The organism is Porphyrobacter sp. LM 6 (genome assembly GCF_001720465.1).
Classification (GTDB): domain Bacteria; phylum Pseudomonadota; class Alphaproteobacteria; order Sphingomonadales; family Sphingomonadaceae; genus Erythrobacter.
This window is the reverse complement of sequence record NZ_CP017113.1, coordinates 164,795-182,223: the sequence shown is the minus strand read 5'-3', so window position 1 is coordinate 182,223 and position 17,429 is coordinate 164,795. Positions and strand designations below refer to the sequence as shown.

The following is a 17,429-nucleotide window of genomic DNA, read 5'->3' as shown; positions in this document are numbered from 1 at the left end:
TTTGTGAGGGAGGTTTAAGCAGCTTCCGCGCTGCCCGCAATCGGGTTTCGATCAGCCACTGAAGTTGCTTGCGGCGCAACCGCGCCGACCCGCGCGCGCCAGCGTTCGCGGATCATGTCGCTGGTTTCGCGGCTGCCGTCATGGCTCCAGCCGGGTTCGCGAAGGAGATAGGAAAGCTTGTACCGCCACGGCGCGCGCCAGATATCGGCGATCATACCGATCCATTCATGGAACACCGACCACAGCAGATTGAAGCTGCCGAGCTGTTTGACGATGCCATAGCGGATCGCCTCGTCATTCACCTCGGGCTCGAAGGTGCCGAACATCCGGTCCCAGATGATGAAGACCCCGGCGTAGTTCTTGTCGAGATAGCGCGGGTTGGTGGCGTGGTGGACGCGGTGGTGCGAGGGGGTGTTCATCACCGCTTCGAACCACGCGGGCATCCGCTTGATCGCCTCGGTGTGAATCCAGAACTGGTAGATGAGGTTGAACCCGCCGCAGATCGCGATCATCGCGGGGTGGAAGCCGAGCAGCACCAGCGGGACGGCGAACAGGAAACCGAAGGTGAGCGCGCCGGTCCAGGTCTGCCGCAACGCGGTCGACAGGTTGTAGTGCTGGCTCGAATGGTGGTTCACATGGCTCGCCCACATCCAGCGGATGCGGTGTCCGGCGCGGTGAACCCAGTAGTACTTGAGGTCATCGAGCACGAAGCAGACGGGCCACGCCCACCACACGGCCCACCACTCGGGGCCGAAATCGAAGATGCGGTAGTCGTAGGTTTTGATGAAGACCGTAAGCGCGAAACCCCCGAGCAGCGCGCCTGCCACCGTCGAGCCGAGCCCGAAGGCAAGACTGACGAGCGTGTCCTTGGGTTCATAGGCCTCGGGCGCGCGGAATTTCGCCCAGATCATCTCGGCCAGCACCGCCACCACGAACAGGGGCACGGCATATTGGGTGGGGTTGAAGTCAGGCATCGCCGGTCCGGCTTACCCGATTGATCGCGTCGGCCCAAGTCTCGGCGTCGGGGGAGTCGAGGAACACCTTGCCGAAACGCGCCTCGCCGGGGTCCACTTCGAGCGCGGCTTCACCCCGGTCGCGCCATAACCGCGCCTGTGCTCCTGAACCAAGCACGCGGCCGGCAAAGCGGTTGCCGTGGCGCTTGATCACCATGATCCGTCCGGCTTCGTCGCGGGCGAGCGCGGCGCGGCCCGTTGCATCGCGGGCGATGGCTACGGGAGTGAACCCGTCCTCGACCTCGCCCGCAGCCCGCTGGACGGCATGATCGCTGTCAAGCAGCGGCGACCCGCCCAGCCGCATCCACCACGCCAATCCCGCCAGCGCGAGGATCGCGACCAGCGAGCCGGCGGTCTGCACAACGAGCGGCGGAAGCTCCATGATGCAGCGCCTCAGCGCGCAGCGAGCATATCGATCAGGCTGCGAATCGGGCTGACATCGTAGCCCGCCTGTGCCGCCGTGCGGGCGATCGTGTCGGGATCCATGCCCTGTTTGGCCGAAGCCAGCGCCCACAGCAGAGTGGAGCGAGTGCCCGAGCGGCAATAGGCGAGAATCGGGCCTTCGGCTTGTTCCAGCGCGGCGATCATCGCGTTCACCTGGGGTTCGGAAAAGCCCGAATGGCCGATCGGGATGGCGACGTAATTGAGCCCTGCGGCGGCGGCAGCGGCGGCGATTTCGTCGCCCTGCGGGGCCGAGGGCTCCTCACCATCGGGGCGGTTGTTGACGATCATCGCCACCCCGGCGGCGGCAGCAGCGGCCACATCATCCAGCGCAAGTTGCGGGCTGACCAACACATTTTCGGTGAGTTGGCGAAAATCGCTCATGATGTTCCTGCTCCCTTGTGCCTTGTTCTGGGCCGTCATGCCCAAGAGCGATGTCATGCACAAGCATTCGCGCGGCAGGCTCGCAGCCGTCCGCTCTGCAGTCCCGGTAAAATCGTTCGCAAAGCAACTCGTTGTGCGCTATAGGTTCAGCTACGTGCGCTCCGGTCCACTCGTTCGGCGCGTCTGTGTCCGGTGAGGCTCACTGTCCCCATCATCGGCGCATCGGAGGGCGGGCAGTGTGGTAAGGTACGTTCTGATATATGGGTTATGATAGGGGACGTCGGCGCGGCCGCGACAAGCGCGACGGTTTCGGCGAAGAAGGTTTCGATCCGTTTGGTGGCGGGAATGACGGTTTTCCGCCTCCCCGCGATTTCGGAGGCGACCGGTTTGGTGGTGGTGACCGTTTCGGCGGCGGGGGCGGTGATCGCTTCGGCGGCGGAGGCGGCGGCCAGCGCAGCGGCGGCGGCTTCGGCGGCGGCCCGCGTGGCCCCGGCGGCGGCGGTGGTGGCGCAGGTGGTGGCGGCGGTTTCAGCCGCATGCCCGCCCAGATCGTCGGCACCGGCAAGGGCACCGTAAAGTTCTTCAACAGCCAGAAGGGTTTCGGCTTCATCCAGCAGGATGGCGGCGGCGAAGATGTGTTCGTTCACATCAGCGCGGTTGAGCGCGCCGGTCTCGAAGGCCTCGCCGAAGGGCAGGAACTCCAGTACAATCTCGTGGATCGCGGCGGCAAGGTGTCGGCGCAGGATCTCCAGATTGTCGGTGATGTCATCGCTGTGGCGGCCAAGCCTGCCGCTCCGCAGCGCGAGCTGACGGGCGAGCGCGTGCAGGGCACCGTCAAGTTCTTCAACGCGATGAAGGGCTTCGGCTTCCTCGTCCGCGATGACGGCCAGCCGGATGCTTTCGTGCACATCAGTGCGGTCGAACGGTCGGGCCTGTCGGGCCTGAACGAAGGCGAGCGTTACGAATTCGATCTCGAAGTCGATCGACGCGGAAAGTATTCCGCCGTCAATCTGGCACCGATCGAAGGCTGACCCAGCCGAAACCGCGCCCGGCGGTTTGACCAAGGGGCAGCGGAAGATTAACGGTAAAGCGGATGGCGGCTCTGGTTCAGGGCCGCCATTTGCGTTTCATCCCGTCTCGTTTCTCAAATCAGGAATTTGCCCATGTCGATTACCCCGCTCATGCCCGTCTATCCGCGTTGCGGTGTCCGGCCGGTGCGCGGAGAGCACTGCCATCTGATCGACGAGGATGGCACCCGCTATCTCGATTTCGCCAGCGGCATCGCGGTCAACCTGCTCGGCCACTCGCATGAAGGCCTGATCGGCGCGATCCAGCAGCAGGCGGCGACGCTGATGCACGTGTCGAACCTTTACGGCAGCCCGCAAGGCGAGAAGCTGGCGCAGACGCTGGTCGACAACACCTTCGGCGACACGGTGTTCTTCACCAATTCCGGCGCGGAGGCGGTCGAGGCGGCGATCAAGACTGCCCGGGCCTATCACCAGAATGCAGGGGATGCGGGCGACAAGAACCGTTTCGAGCTGATTACCTTCCACAACGCCTTCCACGGCCGCACGATGGCGACCATCAGCGCCTCGAACCAGGAGAAGATGCACCACGGCTTCTCGCCGCTGCTCGCCGGGTTCAAGTATGCGCCGTTCGACGATCTCGAAGCGGCCAAGGCGCTGATCGGGCCGAACACCGCGGGCTTCCTGGTCGAACCGATCCAGGGCGAGGGCGGTATCCGCCCCGCGTCGGTGGAGTTCATGCAGGGCCTGCGCAAGCTCGCCGACGAGCTCGATCTGATGCTGGTGCTGGATGAAGTACAGTGCGGCGTGGCGCGCACCGGCAAGCTCTACGCCTACGAGCATTACGGGATCGAGCCCGATATTCTCGCGACCGCCAAGGGCATCGGCGGCGGCTTCCCGCTCGGCGCCTGCATTGCGACCGAGAAGGCCGCACGCGGCATGACCTTCGGCACCCACGGATCGACCTATGGCGGCAACCCGTTGGCGATGGCGGCGGGGACGGCGGTGATGGAGGCCGTGGCGAACGAGGCTTTCCTCGCGTCCGTCGCCGAAAAGGGCGAGCGGCTGCGCGCCCGGCTCGAGCAGTTCATCGGCAACTACCCCGAGCTGTTCGAACTGGTGCGCGGCAAGGGTCTGATGCTCGGCATCAAGATGAAGATGGAAAGCCGCCCGTTCTACGTGCACCTGCGCGATCATCACCAGCTGTTGACCGTGGCGGCGGGTGACAACACCATTCGCATTCTGCCGCCGCTGGTGATCAGCGATGCCGAAGTCGACGAATTCTTCGAGAAGCTCTCGGCCGGTGCCGCAAGCTTCAAGGTGCCCGAGCCCGCCTGATGGCCGCCTCGGGAGCCTATCGGCACTTCCTCGATCTCGGGGATGCGGGCGCGGATGATGTCGCGGCGATGATCAACGACGCGATCGACCGCAAGGCGGCGCGCAGCGGCAAGTCCAAGGGCGCGGCTGATGCGGACGCGCCGCTGGCGGGTCGTGTTCTGGCGCTGGTGTTCGAGAAGAATTCGACCCGCACCCGCGTCAGCTTCGACATCGCGATGCGCCAGCTGGGCGGATCTGTGCTGCTGCTCGATTCGAGCTCAAGCCAGCTTGGTCGGGGGGAGACAATCGCCGATACCGCGCGGGTGCTCAGCCGGATGGTCGACGGCATCATGCTGCGGACCGACGATCACGCCAAGATCGAGGAAATGGCGGCTCATGCCACGGTGCCGGTGATCAACGGCCTGACCGACATGTCGCACCCCTGCCAGATCGTCGCCGATCTGCTCACGGTGATCGAGCACGGCAAGGCGCTGCCCGGCCTTGAAGTCGCGTGGTTCGGGGATGGGAACAACGTGCTGCACTCGATCCTCGAGGCGGCCGGGCTGTTCAAGTTCAACGTCCGGGTGGCAACGCCTGCGGGTTACGAGCCTGACCCGGCCTTCGTCGAACTGGCGCGTGCTGGCGGGGCGACGGTGACCTTGACCCAGGATGCCGCCGCAACAGCGCGCGGAGCCGATGTGCTGGTCACCGACACGTGGATTTCGATGGGTCAGGCCGATGCGGCGGAGAAAAAGGCAGCTATGGCGCCCTATCAGGTCAATGCCGCGCTGATGGCTGAGGCGAAGCCCGACGCCGTGTTCCTCCACTGCCTGCCGGCTCACGTCGGCGACGAAGTCAGCGAAGAGGTGTTCGAAGGCCCGCAGTCGGTGGTGTTCGACGAGGCGGAGAACCGCATCCACGCACAGAAATCGGTGCTGTTGTGGAGCTTTGGACTGCTCGGCAGCTGACGGGGTCTTCCGTGTGGGGGCAAGCGTCCCCATATGGCGGCGGATGAACGACATGACTCAAGCCACCGAGACCTTCGCCGATGCTCTGATGGGCTTCACGCTGCCTTCGCGCAATGCGCGCGGCCGGATCGTGCGCCTTGAAGGTGTGCTCGATGCGGTCTTGTCAGCGCATGATTACCCCGCGCCGATCACGCATCTGCTTAGCGATGCGCTGGTGCTCGGGGCGCTGATGGGCGGCTTGCTGAAGGGCAAGCAGGCGCAGCTGACCATGCAGGCGCAGACGACGGGCGGTATCGTCCGGCTGCTGGTGTGCGATTATCGCGACGGTGCGGTGCGCGGCTATGCCGATTTCGATGCCGATCGCTTGGCCAAGCTCGGCGCGAACCCGACGCTGTCGGCGCTGTTCGGCGAGGGCTATCTCGCGATCACTTACGAAACCGAGGAACGCCAGCGCTATCAAGGGATCGTTCCTCTAGAGGGGGACAGTCTGGCGCAGGCGTGCGAGTCCTATTTCAGCCAGTCGGAACAGATCCCGACCCTCATCCGCGTCGCTAGCCGTGCGGGGGCGAGTGGTCGCATGGCGGCAGGGCTTTTGGTCCAGCACCTTGCCGACGGCGAGGAAGGGCGCGAGCGCCTGCACGTCCGGCTCGACCATCCCGATTGGGAGCACGTCGCGGTAATGGCAGGATCGATCAGCCATGACGAATTGCTCGAGGCCGGACTGTCGCTCGAGACGCTCGCGTGGCGGTTGTTCCATGAGGAAGACGAGGTGCGCGTGCTCCCGGGCGCGCAGCTTTCGCGCGGATGCCGGTGCAGCAGTGAGCACTATGCCGCAATCATCGCGCGTTTTCCGCCCGAAGAGCAGCAAGCCATGCGGAACGACGAAGGGATCATCGCGGTCGATTGCGCGTTCTGTTCTAGGACGTTCGCGCTGGCAATCTGACGGTTCGTCGAAAAATTCCTGTTTTGCGCCCGGGAAAGACCAAAATATGCAATCCCGGCAGGCCATTTGCGGGCAAGATGATGATTATGACGAGCAGACCCAATCGCATCGCACGTGATCTTGCGCTCGGCGGCATTGTCGTCGGGGCTGCGCTTTGGTTTGCGGTGCCAGGATTTGCGCAGGGCAATGGCCTCGCCATGCTTGGAACGCTGGCCAAGGGGGAATGGACGATCAAGCAGCGCGGCGGCGCGCCGGATCGCAAGATTTGCCTCAAGACCGGGCAGGAACTGATCCAGCTCCGGCACCGCGAGGCTGGCTGCAACCAGTTCGTAGTGGAGGATGGCGCGGCGCGCGTGACGGTTCAGTATACCTGCCCGGGCAACGGCTATGGCCGCACGAGTATCCGCCGCGAAACCGGTTCGCTCGTGCAGCTTGAAAGCCAGGGCATCCATAACGGGATGCCATTCCAGCTCGTTGCTGAGGCGCGTCGCACCGGCCCTTGTTGAGCGCGCCGGATTGCGTTTGGCGTTGCCCGTGATAGGGCCGCGCGATGATCAAGCCTGAACAATCGTCATCGCGGCCGATCGCAGTGGTGTTGCTGTCGGGGGGCTGGACTCGATGGTCACTGCGGCCTTGGCGCAGGAGCGCGGGTTTTCCGTGCACGCGCTGACGGTCGACTACGGGCAGCGCCACCGGCTTGAGCTTGAATCGGCGGCGCGGATTGCCGGCCAGCTGGGTCTCGCCAAGCATACCAGTATCGCGCTCGATCTCAGAGCCTTCGGCGGCTCAGCGCTTACCGATGCGATCGATGTGCCCAAGACCGGCGTCGGAGATGACATCCCCGTCACGTACGTGCCCGCGCGCAATCTCGTGTTCCTTGCCTTGACTACGGCCTGCGCCGAAGCGGCCGGCGCGCGCGATGTGTTCATCGGTGTGAATGCACTAGACTATTCAGGATACCCCGATTGCCGCCCGGGGTTCATCGCGAGCTTCGCCGAAACGGCGCGACTTGGCACCAAAGCCGGGGTTGAGGGTGCGCCGTTCACCATCCACGCTCCGCTCCAGCACATGACCAAGGCCGATATCGCTCGCGAGTGCGCGCGGCTTGGTCTTGATCCGTCGTGGAGTTGGTCATGTTACGACCCGACCGTCGAAGGAACTGCCTGCGGGTTGTGCGATTCCTGCCGCTTGCGGAAAAAGGGTTTTGCCGAAGCCGGCATTGTCGATAGCACTCGCTACAACGCCTGAACGGCCCAAGCAGGGCGGTTAGCGAGACACAAGACGGGATAGGGGATCAGCTTTGAGCGAGGAAGCGACCGCGGCGCATGGACGCGATGAGAAAGCCGTGCCGGCGTATAGCTGGTATGCGCTCGGCGTGCTGGTGCTGGTCTACGTGCTGAACTTCATCGACCGGCAGATCCTCTCGATCCTCGCAAACGACATCAAGGCTGATCTCGGCGTCGACGATGCCTATCTGGGCTTTCTTTACGGGACCGCCTTTGCGGTGTTCTATTCGCTGTTCGGGATTCCGCTGGGTAAGCTGGCGGATAGTTGGCGCAGGACACGACTGCTCGCGGTCGGCCTTGCGCTTTGGTCGACGATGACGGCGCTTTCGGGCTTCGCCAAGAATGCGACTGTACTCACTGTAGCGCGGATCGGCGTCGGTGTGGGGGAAGCGACCGCGAGCCCCTCGGCCTATTCACTTATCTCAGACTGGTTTCCTGCACGCCTGCGCGCCACCGCGCTCGCGATCTATTCGTCGGGTCTTTATATCGGCGGCGGAATTTCGCTGCTGATTGGCGCGGTCATCGTTGAAAAGTGGAATGCGGCATTTCCGGATGGAGGTCCGCTCGGGCTCGTCGGCTGGCAGGCGGCGTTTCTCGCAGTCGGGCTCCCCGGGGTGGTTCTGGCGCTGTGGGTGCTGTCTCTGAAGGAGCCTGTGCGCGGTGCGATTGACGGTTTGCCCACGCCGGAAGACCCCGCCCCTTTCGCCGGGTTCTTGCGCGAACTGGTCGAGGTCATTCCGCCATTCACGCTGATTGGAGCGGCGCTACGCGGGCCGCGCGCTTTGGCCATCAATCTGGCGGGTCTCGCGTTCTTCGCGGTGTTGGCACTCATGCTATCGCAAGTCGTGCCAGCATCGGCCAATCTTATCCCGGGCGGGCCGGATGGCAGTTTCAAGGTCTCAGACCAATGGCTGTTCCTTGGCGTTGGCTACTATGCGGTATTCAGCTGGGCGATGGGGCTGCGTGCGCGCGACCTGCCGACCTTCCGGCTGACATGGGGATCGCCAGCTTTCCTGTGCGTGATTCTGGGTTATGGCATGGTGGCGTTCATGGCCTATGCCAGTTCCTACTGGGGAGCGCCCTATGCCGAACGCACCTTCGGGGTAACCAAGGCAGAGATTGGCTTGCTGCTTGGGGCGCCCGGTGCCGTTGCGGGGTTTCTGGGTGTGGTGCTTGGGGGAAGGCTGGCCGACTGGTTGCTCGAGCGCCGCGCTGATGGGCGAATACTGGTGATCATGTTCGGGCTGATCACGCCGGTGCCGGTGGTCTACATCAACTTTACCACCGACAGCCTGACGGTGTTCTATGTGCTGAGCTTCGTCGCGCAAATGCTGACCGCCTCAGCGCTGGGCGCCGCAGCCGCTTCCAGCCAGGCGTTGGTGTTGCCGCGCATGCGCGGGGTTGCGACCGCGACCTTTTTTCTTGCGACAACGCTGGTTGGATTGGGGCTGGGGCCGTTCATGGCGGGGTATGTATCGGCCATCAATGGCGACGACCTCGCGACCGGGGTGCTCTCGACCCTTGTTGTGACGCCGATAGGGCTTGCTCTCTTGATCGGGGCGATGGTGTTGTTCCCCAAGGCGATTGGGCAAATCAGGGAGCAGGCCGAGAAGGCAGGTGAAGTTCTTTAGTCAAAGAACTGCAGGTCCTGTCTGCTCGCGAGTATGATGGCTGCTTGGGAGAGTTCCCCCATCGAGTGCACAGGAACGCTCTAATATCCAGTCGATTCGGGCGACTGTGTTCGCTGATCCGAAAGTGGGTTGTGACGCGGGGCAAGCGATAGGGCCCAGCGCTTTCGCTCGCTGTGGTCTGTGAGGCAGGTCCGGGCAGTCTACGAGCGGAGTGCAAAGGCGCTCTTCATTATAAGGTGCTGCAGCTGCCACCTCATCCGAAGCACAACAAAAAAGGGGCCGGATTTCTCCGGCCCCTTTCGATGTTCCCGTAGAACGGTGACTTACATGCCCGAGCCCGGGCCGTAGGTCACTTCGACGCGACGGTTCTGCGCTTCGCGCACGCCGTCCGCGGTCGGAACGCGGGGCTGCGATTCGCCGAAGGCTTCGCTGCTGATGCGGCCATCGGGGATCCCGCGACCGGTCAGGTAGCTGCGGACCGAAGTGTTACGACGCTCAGCAAGAGCGGTGTTGTACTTCGGCGTGCCAGCGCGGTCGGTGTGACCAGCCAGCATCACGCTCGCTGCGCCGCAGTTGGCGTAAGCGGTGACAGCGTTGTTGAGGATGGTCGCAGCTTCCGCCGTGATGTCCGACTTATCGAAGTCGAAGAACACGATGTACGGACCCGTGTTGCACGGCGCCTTGGGCGGGGGCGGCGGGGGCGGCGGGGGCGGCGGCGGCGGGGGCGGCGGCGGCGGAGCCGGCGGCGCCACTACCGGCGGCGGCGGCGGAGCTTCACCGCCGAAGTTGTAAGTGATGGTGCCCATCAGCGAGTGGGTGCTCAGCTTGGTGTCGAGCGAACGACCCAGCGGATCGACCAGACCCACGTCCGGCGCATTGAAGTAACGATACTTCAGGCCAACGTCCCAGGCATCGCTGATCGGCGCACGGATGCCGGCAAGCAGCTGCCAAGCGAGGCCGGTGTCGGAATCATTCCAGACGCCCGGGCCAGTGGTGTTGACAGCACCGTCCATGTCGACGCGTGCCACGCCGATACCGCCGCCGGCAAACGCCTGCAGACCGTCATCGTCGCCGAAATCGAACAGGCCATTGAGCATGAAGCTCAGAGCATTGACTTCGCCAGTCGCCGGACGGGTGCCGGTGAAGGTGCTGAAGCCACCGCCGGTGATCGGGTTCAGGGCAAGACCCTGACTGCCAGCCTGGACATCCTGAAGGTCGGCAGCGCGGTAGCTGGTTTCAGCTTCGAGACGGAATGCGCCGAAGTCGTAGCCCACGGCAGCACCGAAGTCGTAGCCGGTGTCGTAGTTGGCGGCCGCATTGGCGCTGGCGCCGTTGACGTCCAAATTCTGGTCTTCGACGATCATCACGCCGCCGCTGCCCTCGATGTACCATTGGCCGTCGCGGGCCATGGCAGGCGTGGTCAGCGCGGTCGAAGCCATCGCCATCCCAATGACGAGTTTGCGCATTACAATCTTCCCCTTTGTATTAGACTTGAGGCACCGGGTGTCTCTATCTTCTCCCCATGCACGAGGCAAGCGGTCAATGCCTATAGGGTGTTGCAAGAATGCCGCTATCCCGCCGGGGTTGCCAGAAATGCAATGTCAAAAAGCACGCGCCTCGGCTAACTTGCCGTACTTCCCAGAATGCCGAGTTCGCGTAGGGTTTGCATCAGTTGACTCAGAGTAGCGCGGGCTTCGGCATCGACAACGCTTCCTGTCGTGGGCAGCCTCGGGGCGGCGGTTACGCGCCACTTCCATCTCGAGATGGAGATAACCCTCGGCCAGCGCGGCGAGCCATTGCCCGGCGAATTCGGGATCAGCCCGCCGCAGCTTGTAGGCGCGGCTTACGCTGATGTTGGCGTGGCGAGCTGACTTGGCGACGTTCGAGCTTTCGGCGAGGCAATCGAGAAAGCGCACACGCCAGTGGCGGTTGGTGTGGGTGGCGCATTCATCCGGGTGACCGGGGTTGGGCATGGCAGGTCTCCGGCATTGAATGCAAAAAAGGCGGCACTCCCATCCGGAAGGCCGCCCCGCTGGCGAATCGCTATTTCTCGACTGCGCCTATCTCTAACCAAAGAGCGTCACGATGCCAAGATAAATGACCAAATAGGTTATACGCGGAGTTGAGGCGAGCCAAGCGCAAAGGGCAGGGCACGCAAAAGCAATTCGGCCGCCCGTCTGTGCGAGGGGCGACCGAAACTGCGTAACCAGAGATGTGAGGCGGCGATTGGTTGCCTGCCGGTGGGGTCAGATGATCCCGATCGCTTTGCCCGCGCGTTCGAACATGCCGAGGATGGTCTGCACCTGCTCGGCCGAATGTTCCGCGCACAGCGAGCAGCGCAGCAGGGTCATGCCGGCTGGCGTCGCCGGCGGCCGGGCCAGGTTGACGTAGAGGCCTTCCTTGAGCAGCGCCTCCCACATCATCGCGCCCTTTTCGAGATCGGGCATGATGACGGCGATGATCGCGCTCTGCGAGGTTTCGGTGCCGAGCTCGAAGCCGAGATCGCGCAGGCCCTTGTGGAGCGTGCGGCTGTTCTCCCACAGATGCGCGCGCTTGTTCCCGCCGTGCATCAGCTTGCGGATCGAGGTGGCCGAGCTCGCCATCACCGAAGGCGGTAGCGCGGCGGTGAAGACATAGGGACGGCACACAAGGCGCATCACTTCGAACTTCGGGTGGTTGGAAACGCAGAAGCCTCCGACCGTGCCGACGCTCTTGGAGAAGGTGCCGATGATGAAATCGACATCGTCCAGCACGCCCTGTTCTTCGGCCACGCCGCGGCCGTGTTCGCCGATGAAGCCCATCGAGTGCGCCTCGTCGACCAGCACCATCGCGCCGTTTTCCTTGGCGATGCGGACCATCTCTTTCAGCGGGGCGACATCGCCCATCATGGAATAGACGCCTTCGAGCACCACGAGCTTGCCCGCGCCTTCGGGCACGCGCTTCAGCCGCTTTTCCAGGGCTTCGATGTCGTTGTGCTTGAACGGCACGACCTCCGCGTCGCCCATCTTGCAGCCATCCCAGATCGAGGCGTGGCTATCGATGTCGAGGATGATGTAATCACCCTTGCCCGCGAGGGTCGAGATAACTCCGAGATTGGCCTGGTAGCCGGTCGAGAAGACCATCGCGTGGTCCATCCCGTAGAAATCGCGCAGCGCGGCTTCCACGTCGCGGTGATCGCGGAAGGTGCCGTTGAGCACACGGCTGCCGGTGGTGCCGGCGCCGAAGTCTTCCATCGCCTGCTTGCCTGCGGCGATGACATCATCGTCGAAGGTCATGCCCATGTAGTTGTAGGTGCCGAGCAGGATCGTGTCGCGCCCGTTGCAGATCGCGCGGGTGGGCGAGAGCACCTGTTCCATGACGAGGTTGAACGGATCTTCCACTCCGGCGGCGAGCAGCTGCTCGCGGGTCTGGATGATCGGATCAAACTTCGCCAGCAGGTCGACGGGCTGGGCAGGGGCGATGGTGTCAGTCATGGCAGCGGCCTTTATCAGCTATCCTGCAGCTTGTGCACTGCGGCGACGAGCTGGCCCCAGTTTTCGATCTCGGCCTGCTGGTTCATCGAGATGATGATGTCGAACTCGTCCTCGATCGCGGCGACGAAATCCATCACCGTCAGGCTGTCGAATTCCAGGTCGCCGGCAAAGGTGGTCGCATCCTCGATCGTCACGCCCTTCTTGTTGAAGGGTTCGACAAGACTGCGGATGGAGGCATCGACGTCTGCGGGGGTCATGGGATGCACGCTTTCGTTGCTTTGGTTGAAGGACGGGATCGCCCAATGCTATACGGCTGCAAAGCGGCGGTTGATGCGGCTTGTCAAGTTTTCGACGGGTTCGCGCGCCGAATTGGGGGTGGGGGATGCCTGAAAACCAAGCGGACAAGGCAGACCAGGTATCGCCCGCAGCGCCGCTTTCGGTTCACAGCGTCCACCTTATCCGCACCGCACAGGCCAACACGCTGGCGCTCTCCCAGATGGCCGACGGGAAAGCCAATATCCTGATCGGCGCGACGTTTGTGGTGTTTTCCTTGGTGATCACCCAGGCCTTTTCCGGCGAGGTGAAGTGGTCGGTGATCTGCCTCGCCGTCACCGCCTTCCTGTCGGCGATCTTCGCTGTGCTGGCGATCACGCCGCCGTTGCGCGCCAAGGCCGTGCCGAAGGAGCAGTTCAACCCGCTGTTCTTCAGCCATTTCTCTACCATAAGCGAGGAGGAATGGCGGGCCGACCTGATCGAAAAGTTGCGCGCTGACGAGACGCTCTACGAAGTGATGCTGCGCGATCTCTACCAGAACGGTCAGGTGCTCCATCGGCGCAAGTTCCGGCTGCTGGCGCTGGCCTATCACCTGTTCCTTGGCGGGCTGGTGCTGACGCTGGCCGTCTTCGTGGTCGAAAACGCGGTCTAGGCCGCCGGGAGCAGTTCGCGCACCGCGTTCATGAACGGACTGATCGACACGGGCTTCGAAAGATACCCCGCCGCCCCGGCTGCCCGGATGCGTTCTTCATCTCCCTTGGCGGCGAAGGCGGTCACGGCGAGCACGGGAATCGCGCTCAGCACCCGGTCGCGCTTGGCCGCCTCGATCAGATCGACGCCCGAAACCCCGCCGAGCTGGATATCCATGATGATCAGATCGGGCGAAATGGCGCGCGCGGTTTCCAGCACCTTGTGCCCGTCGGCCACCGGCTCCACCTCGAACCCGTTGGCGCGCAGCACATCGCAGAACAATTTCCGGTTGAGGTCATTGTCCTCGACAACCATGATCCGCTTTGTCACTGAACGCCCCGCATAACACCCGCCTTACGATTAACCCTGACCGAAGGACAGGACAATCCCGCTTCGTGATCGCCCCGACCCCGTCAACCCGCAGACGCTGGCGCTGGCCGCGCTCGGCTGGGTGCTTGAATCCGAGGAACGCGCCGAGCGCTACCTTGAATTGACCGGACTTGATCCCGATACCTTGCGGGCCGGGCTGGGCAATCCGGCGATCCTCGCCTCCGCGCTCGAATTTCTCGCCAATCACGAACCCGATCTGATCCGCGCGGCCGAGGCCCTGGCTGTCACGCCCGAGGAACTGGTCGCCGCCAAGGACGCTTTACTCGTATGACCCGCCCCCTGATCATCTCCGACTGCGACGAAGTGCTGCTGCACATGGTTGCGCCCTTCAAGGACTGGCTGGAGGCAACCCAGGGCGTCGCCTTCAACCTCGAAGGCCACAACTTCGCCGAGGCGCTGCGCTGGCAGGCGAGCGGCGAGCTGCTGGCCCCGCCCGATATCTGGAAGATGCTGGGCCGCTTCTTCGATACCCAGATGGACAGCCAGATGCCGATTGCCGGCGCGGTCGAGGGGATCAACACGCTCGCCGAAAAGGCCGACATCGTGATCCTGACGAACCTTGTCGATGAACGTCGCAACAAGCGCGCCGAACAGCTCGCCAATGTCGGGATCAACGCGCGGGTGTTCACCAACCAAGGGCCGAAAGGCCCGGCGCTGAAGGCGATCATCGACGAATATGCGCCCACCCGCGCAGTCTTCATCGACGATCTGGCCCAGCACCATGCCTCGGTTGCCGAAATCACGCCGCACGTCACGCGGCTGCACCTGTGCGGCGAGCCGATGATCGCCCACGCCATTGATTGCGCCCACAAGGCAGGCCATGCCGAAGCCCGGATCGACCGCTGGGACGAAGCCCTGCCGTGGCTGCTTGAACGACTGGAGAATTGAGAATGACTGTTGCTGCCAAACTCGCCGAACTCGGCATCACCCTGCCCAAGGCGGCTGCTCCGGTGGCGAGCTATGTGCCGGTGGTGGTGCATGGCGGCTTTGCCCATGTTTCGGGCCAGCTCCCCTTCGTTGACGGGCAGGTGGTCAAGGGCCGGCTGGGAGATGACGTGAGCGTGGCCGAAGGACAGGCCGCCGCGCGCGCCTGCGCGCTGATGATCGTCGCGCAGCTTGAGGCGGCGGGCCTGCTCGAAAAGGTCGAGCGGATCGTCAAGCTCGGCGCCTTCATCAACTGCACCGGCGATTTCACCGATCAGCCCGAAGTCGCCAATGGCGCGTCGGATCTGATGGAGCAGGTGTTCGGCGATGCCGGCAAGCACGCCCGCGCCGCCGTGGGCGTGCCCGCCCTGCCGCGCGGCGCGGCGGTGGAAGTCGATGCGGTGGTCGCGCTCAAGGCATGATCGCAAGGCCCGCCCCGGACTGGCTGACGCAGTGGGAATACGCCCATCGCGGGCTGCACAATGCGGGCGCGCCGGAAAACTCGCGCGCCGCTGCCGAGGGCGCGATTGCTGCGGGCATGGGGATCGAATGCGATATCCAGATGAGCCGCGACAATGTGCCGCTGGTGTTCCACGACTGGGAGCTTGACCGGCTGACCAAGGAACGCGGCAAGGTCGGCGCGCGTACCGCCGATGATCTGTGCCGCATCCCGCTGCTGGACTCCGCGCAGACGATCTGGCCGCTCACCGATCTGCTCGAACTGGTCGCTGGCCGGGTGCCGATCCTGATCGAAGTGAAGGCGCAGCCGCATTTGTCGCTCGCCGAACCCTGCATGGCGATTGCCAAGGTGCTGGCGGATTATGCCGGGCCGTTCGCGGTGATGAGCTTCGATCTGCGGATGGGCGAATGGTTCGCCAAGCACGCGCCCGCGATGGTGCGCGGGCTGGTCATCACCGATACGCTTGATCACGGCTACAAAAACGCATGGCGGATGCCCCATGCGCTGGAGCGCGCCGCGCCCGATTTCCTCGCCAGCGATGTGCGCGATATCCCCAACGCCTTGACCGGTCTGTGGCGCGAAACCGGCCGCCCGCTGCTGACCTGGACGGTCCGTTCGCCCGAAACCCGCGCGCGCGGTGCTGCCCACGCGGATGCCTTGATTGCCGAGGGGGACGGGCTGGCGTGAGTGACCGCGAGCTGACGGTCCGCATTGCCTCTTCGGTCGGCAGTTTCGACCGCGACGAATGGAACGCGCTAGGCGGGAACGACAATCCCTTCGTTGCCCACGAATTCCTGACCGCGATGGAGGATTCCGGCAGCGTCGGCCCCGGCACCGGCTGGGAATCGGCTCCGATTGCGATCACCGATGATGCGGGCCGTCTGCTTGCCGCCATGCCGTCATATGCCAAGGGGCACTCTCAGGGCGAATATGTGTTCGACCATTCGTGGGCGGATGCCTGGCACCGCGCGGGCGGGCGCTATTACCCCAAGCTCCAGATCGCCGCGCCCTTCACCCCCGCAACGGGGCCGCGCCTGCTGCTGTCAGACGAAAGCCTCGCCACGCATCTTTTGAAGGGGGCCGAGGCGGTGTGCCTGCAAAACACCATGTCGTCCGCCCACGCGACTTTCATCGAACCGGCCCAGCTGCCGCTGTTCGAAGATGCCGGCTGGCTGCTGCGCTCGGACATCCAGTTCCACTGGTTCAACCGCGGTTATGCGAGCTTTGAGGACTTCCTCGGCGCGCTGTCGTCGAGGAAGCGCAAGGATTTGCGGAAGGAACGCAGCAGCGCGGTGGAGGGGCTGACCATCCGCCATCTCACTGGCGGCGACATCCGCGAGGAGCATTGGGATGCCTTCTGGCGGTTCTATCAGGATACCGGCGCGCGCAAATGGGGCCATCCCTATCTGACGCGCGAGGCCTTCAGCCTGCTGGGCGCGCGGATGGGGGATCGGATCGTTCTGATCCTCGCCTATGACGGGGCGGAGCCGATTGCCGGGGCGCTGAACTTTGTCGGCAAGGATGCGCTCTACGGACGCTATTGGGGTTGCACCCGTGAGGTGCGCTTCCTGCATTTCGAGCTGTGCTATTATCAGGCGATCGATGCCGCGATCGCGCGAGGCCTAGGCCGTGTCGAGGCAGGCGCACAGGGCGGGCACAAGCTGGCGCGCGGGTATGAGCCGGTGCAGACATGGTCGGCGCACTGGATCGCCGATCCGGGGTTTCGCGCGGCGGTCGCCGATTTTCTCGAACGCGAGCGCGAAGGGGTGGCGAGCGACCAGCTGTATCTCGGCAGCCGCACGCCGTTTCGCAAAAACGATTAAGCGGCGCGCAGGCGGCCTTCGGCGAGCCACTGGCGCGCACGGCGCTGGGCTTCGGCGATTTCGCGGGCGGTCATCTCTTCCGAAATGTCGGCGCGGCAATGGCCGGCTTCCTCGTGACCGCGCGCGGCGGCGAGGTTGAACCACTTGTGGGCTTCGATTAGATCGCAGGGCGCGCCGTTGCTGCCGGTCGAGAAGGCCACGCCGAGATCGAAGCAGGCCCCTGCTTGACCCTGGCTAGCCGCAGCCAGCCATGCCGTAAGTAGCGCTTCGCCCGATGTTCCACGTGCAACATTCGCACTCTTGGCGCCAATCGCGATGATGTTCATTCCGGTTTACCCCTTCGTCACCTGGTCACCCCCCAGGCGACCTTGCGAGGCTCAGAAGTCGG

General features: G+C 64.0%; 21 protein-coding genes and 1 pseudogene. 13 read left to right on the top strand and 9 right to left on the bottom strand.

Annotation, left to right across the window (positions count from 1 at the left end):
* Positions 1-14 precede the first annotated feature (14 nt).
* From BG023_RS00915 to BG023_RS00905, 3 genes are read right to left on the bottom strand one after another with little or no spacing between them, the layout of a single operon-like run.
* Entirely contained in the window at positions 15-974 is a 960-nt protein-coding gene (locus BG023_RS00915) for a sterol desaturase family protein (protein WP_069308778.1), read from the bottom strand.
* Positions 967-1,395, bottom strand: a complete 429-nt coding sequence (locus tag BG023_RS00910) for a hypothetical protein (protein ID WP_069308777.1) — start codon at positions 1,393-1,395, stop codon at positions 967-969. Before BG023_RS00910 ends, BG023_RS00915 begins: the two co-directional genes overlap by 8 nt.
* Positions 1,396-1,406: 11 nt before the next feature.
* Positions 1,407-1,838, bottom strand: coding sequence for a TIGR01244 family sulfur transferase (locus tag BG023_RS00905; protein WP_069311047.1), 432 nt, complete (start codon positions 1,836-1,838; stop codon positions 1,407-1,409).
* A gap of 260 nt (positions 1,839-2,098) precedes the next feature.
* Here BG023_RS00905 and BG023_RS15140 point away from each other — a divergent pair, with 260 nt between their 5' ends.
* The 7 genes and pseudogenes from BG023_RS15140 to BG023_RS00870 all read left to right on the top strand — a co-directional run bounded on the left by BG023_RS15140 (position 2,099) and on the right by BG023_RS00870 (position 9,008).
* On the top strand, positions 2,099-2,869 hold the full coding sequence (locus BG023_RS15140; protein ID WP_069308776.1) for a cold-shock protein: 771 nt from the start codon (positions 2,099-2,101) through the stop codon (positions 2,867-2,869).
* A 132-nt stretch (positions 2,870-3,001) separates the two neighbouring features.
* On the top strand, positions 3,002-4,201 hold the full coding sequence (locus tag BG023_RS00895; protein ID WP_069308775.1) for an aspartate aminotransferase family protein: 1,200 nt from the start codon (positions 3,002-3,004) through the stop codon (positions 4,199-4,201).
* Positions 4,201-5,148 (top strand): ornithine carbamoyltransferase, encoded by a 948-nt coding sequence (gene argF, locus BG023_RS00890; protein WP_069308774.1) that lies wholly within the window; start codon positions 4,201-4,203, stop codon positions 5,146-5,148. The genes BG023_RS00895 and argF overlap by 1 nt, the downstream gene beginning before the upstream one ends.
* A 43-nt stretch (positions 5,149-5,191) precedes the next feature.
* Complete coding sequence (gene hslO / locus BG023_RS00885; RefSeq protein WP_442956774.1) at positions 5,192-6,091, top strand: Hsp33 family molecular chaperone HslO; 900 nt, start codon at positions 5,192-5,194, stop codon at positions 6,089-6,091.
* A gap of 86 nt (positions 6,092-6,177) precedes the next feature.
* Positions 6,178-6,597: a DUF3617 domain-containing protein gene (locus tag BG023_RS00880; RefSeq protein WP_069311045.1), complete on the top strand. Its 420-nt coding sequence runs from the start codon at positions 6,178-6,180 to the stop codon at positions 6,595-6,597.
* Positions 6,598-6,641: 44 nt separating this feature from the next.
* Positions 6,642-7,339 (top strand): annotated as a pseudogene (gene queC, locus BG023_RS00875) (7-cyano-7-deazaguanine synthase QueC).
* A 52-nt stretch (positions 7,340-7,391) separates the two neighbouring features.
* Positions 7,392-9,008, top strand: a complete 1,617-nt coding sequence (locus tag BG023_RS00870; RefSeq protein WP_069308772.1) for an MFS transporter — start codon at positions 7,392-7,394, stop codon at positions 9,006-9,008.
* A gap of 323 nt (positions 9,009-9,331) precedes the next feature.
* On the opposite strand, the gene BG023_RS00865 is transcribed toward BG023_RS00870, so the two are convergent.
* From BG023_RS00865 to BG023_RS00855, 4 genes are all read right to left on the bottom strand, one after another.
* Positions 9,332-10,474, bottom strand: coding sequence for an OmpA family protein (locus BG023_RS00865; RefSeq protein ID WP_069308771.1), 1,143 nt, complete (start codon positions 10,472-10,474; stop codon positions 9,332-9,334).
* A 135-nt stretch (positions 10,475-10,609) separates the two neighbouring features.
* Positions 10,610-10,981 carry a hypothetical protein gene (locus BG023_RS14810; RefSeq protein WP_190315791.1) on the bottom strand — a complete coding sequence of 124 codons (372 nt, stop codon included), beginning with the start codon at positions 10,979-10,981 and terminating at the stop codon, positions 10,610-10,612.
* Between the two features lie 273 nt (positions 10,982-11,254).
* Positions 11,255-12,481 (bottom strand): serine palmitoyltransferase, encoded by a 1,227-nt coding sequence (gene spt / locus BG023_RS00860; protein WP_069308770.1) that lies wholly within the window; start codon positions 12,479-12,481, stop codon positions 11,255-11,257.
* A 14-nt stretch (positions 12,482-12,495) separates the two neighbouring features.
* Positions 12,496-12,738: an acyl carrier protein gene (locus BG023_RS00855; RefSeq protein WP_069308769.1), complete on the bottom strand. Its 243-nt coding sequence runs from the start codon at positions 12,736-12,738 to the stop codon at positions 12,496-12,498.
* Between the two features lie 125 nt (positions 12,739-12,863).
* On the opposite strand from BG023_RS00855, the gene BG023_RS00850 reads away from it, so the two are divergent.
* Positions 12,864-13,406 (top strand): Pycsar system effector family protein, encoded by a 543-nt coding sequence (locus tag BG023_RS00850; protein ID WP_069308768.1) that lies wholly within the window; start codon positions 12,864-12,866, stop codon positions 13,404-13,406.
* Here BG023_RS00850 and BG023_RS00845 read toward each other — a convergent pair.
* The gene (locus BG023_RS00845) at positions 13,403-13,774 is read right to left on the bottom strand and encodes a response regulator (RefSeq protein WP_069308767.1); all 372 of its coding nucleotides are present in this window, start codon (positions 13,772-13,774) and stop codon (positions 13,403-13,405) included. The genes BG023_RS00850 and BG023_RS00845 overlap by 4 nt on opposite strands.
* Before the next feature lie 55 nt (positions 13,775-13,829).
* Between BG023_RS00845 and BG023_RS00840 the strand changes: the two genes are divergently transcribed.
* Genes BG023_RS00840 through BG023_RS00820 form a run of 5 tightly spaced genes read left to right on the top strand, consistent with a single transcriptional unit; the run spans position 13,830 to position 17,041 of the window.
* Positions 13,830-14,105 carry a DUF3572 domain-containing protein gene (locus BG023_RS00840; RefSeq protein WP_069308766.1) on the top strand — a complete coding sequence of 92 codons (276 nt, stop codon included), beginning with the start codon at positions 13,830-13,832 and terminating at the stop codon, positions 14,103-14,105.
* Positions 14,102-14,722, top strand: coding sequence for a hypothetical protein (locus tag BG023_RS00835; RefSeq protein WP_069308765.1), 621 nt, complete (start codon positions 14,102-14,104; stop codon positions 14,720-14,722). Before BG023_RS00840 ends, BG023_RS00835 begins: the two co-directional genes overlap by 4 nt.
* A gap of 2 nt (positions 14,723-14,724) precedes the next feature.
* Positions 14,725-15,180: a RidA family protein gene (locus BG023_RS00830; protein WP_069308764.1), complete on the top strand. Its 456-nt coding sequence runs from the start codon at positions 14,725-14,727 to the stop codon at positions 15,178-15,180.
* On the top strand, positions 15,177-15,905 hold the full coding sequence (locus BG023_RS00825) for a glycerophosphodiester phosphodiesterase family protein (protein ID WP_069308763.1): 729 nt from the start codon (positions 15,177-15,179) through the stop codon (positions 15,903-15,905). The genes BG023_RS00830 and BG023_RS00825 overlap by 4 nt, the downstream gene beginning before the upstream one ends.
* Positions 15,902-17,041, top strand: a complete 1,140-nt coding sequence (locus tag BG023_RS00820; RefSeq protein ID WP_069308762.1) for a GNAT family N-acetyltransferase — start codon at positions 15,902-15,904, stop codon at positions 17,039-17,041. Before BG023_RS00825 ends, BG023_RS00820 begins: the two co-directional genes overlap by 4 nt.
* Here the strand turns inward: BG023_RS00820 and BG023_RS00815 are convergent.
* A complete protein-coding gene (locus BG023_RS00815; protein ID WP_069308761.1) occupies positions 17,038-17,367 on the bottom strand; it encodes a hypothetical protein in 330 nt (109 codons plus the stop codon). The genes BG023_RS00820 and BG023_RS00815 overlap by 4 nt on opposite strands.
* Positions 17,368-17,429: the final 62 nt, after the last annotated feature.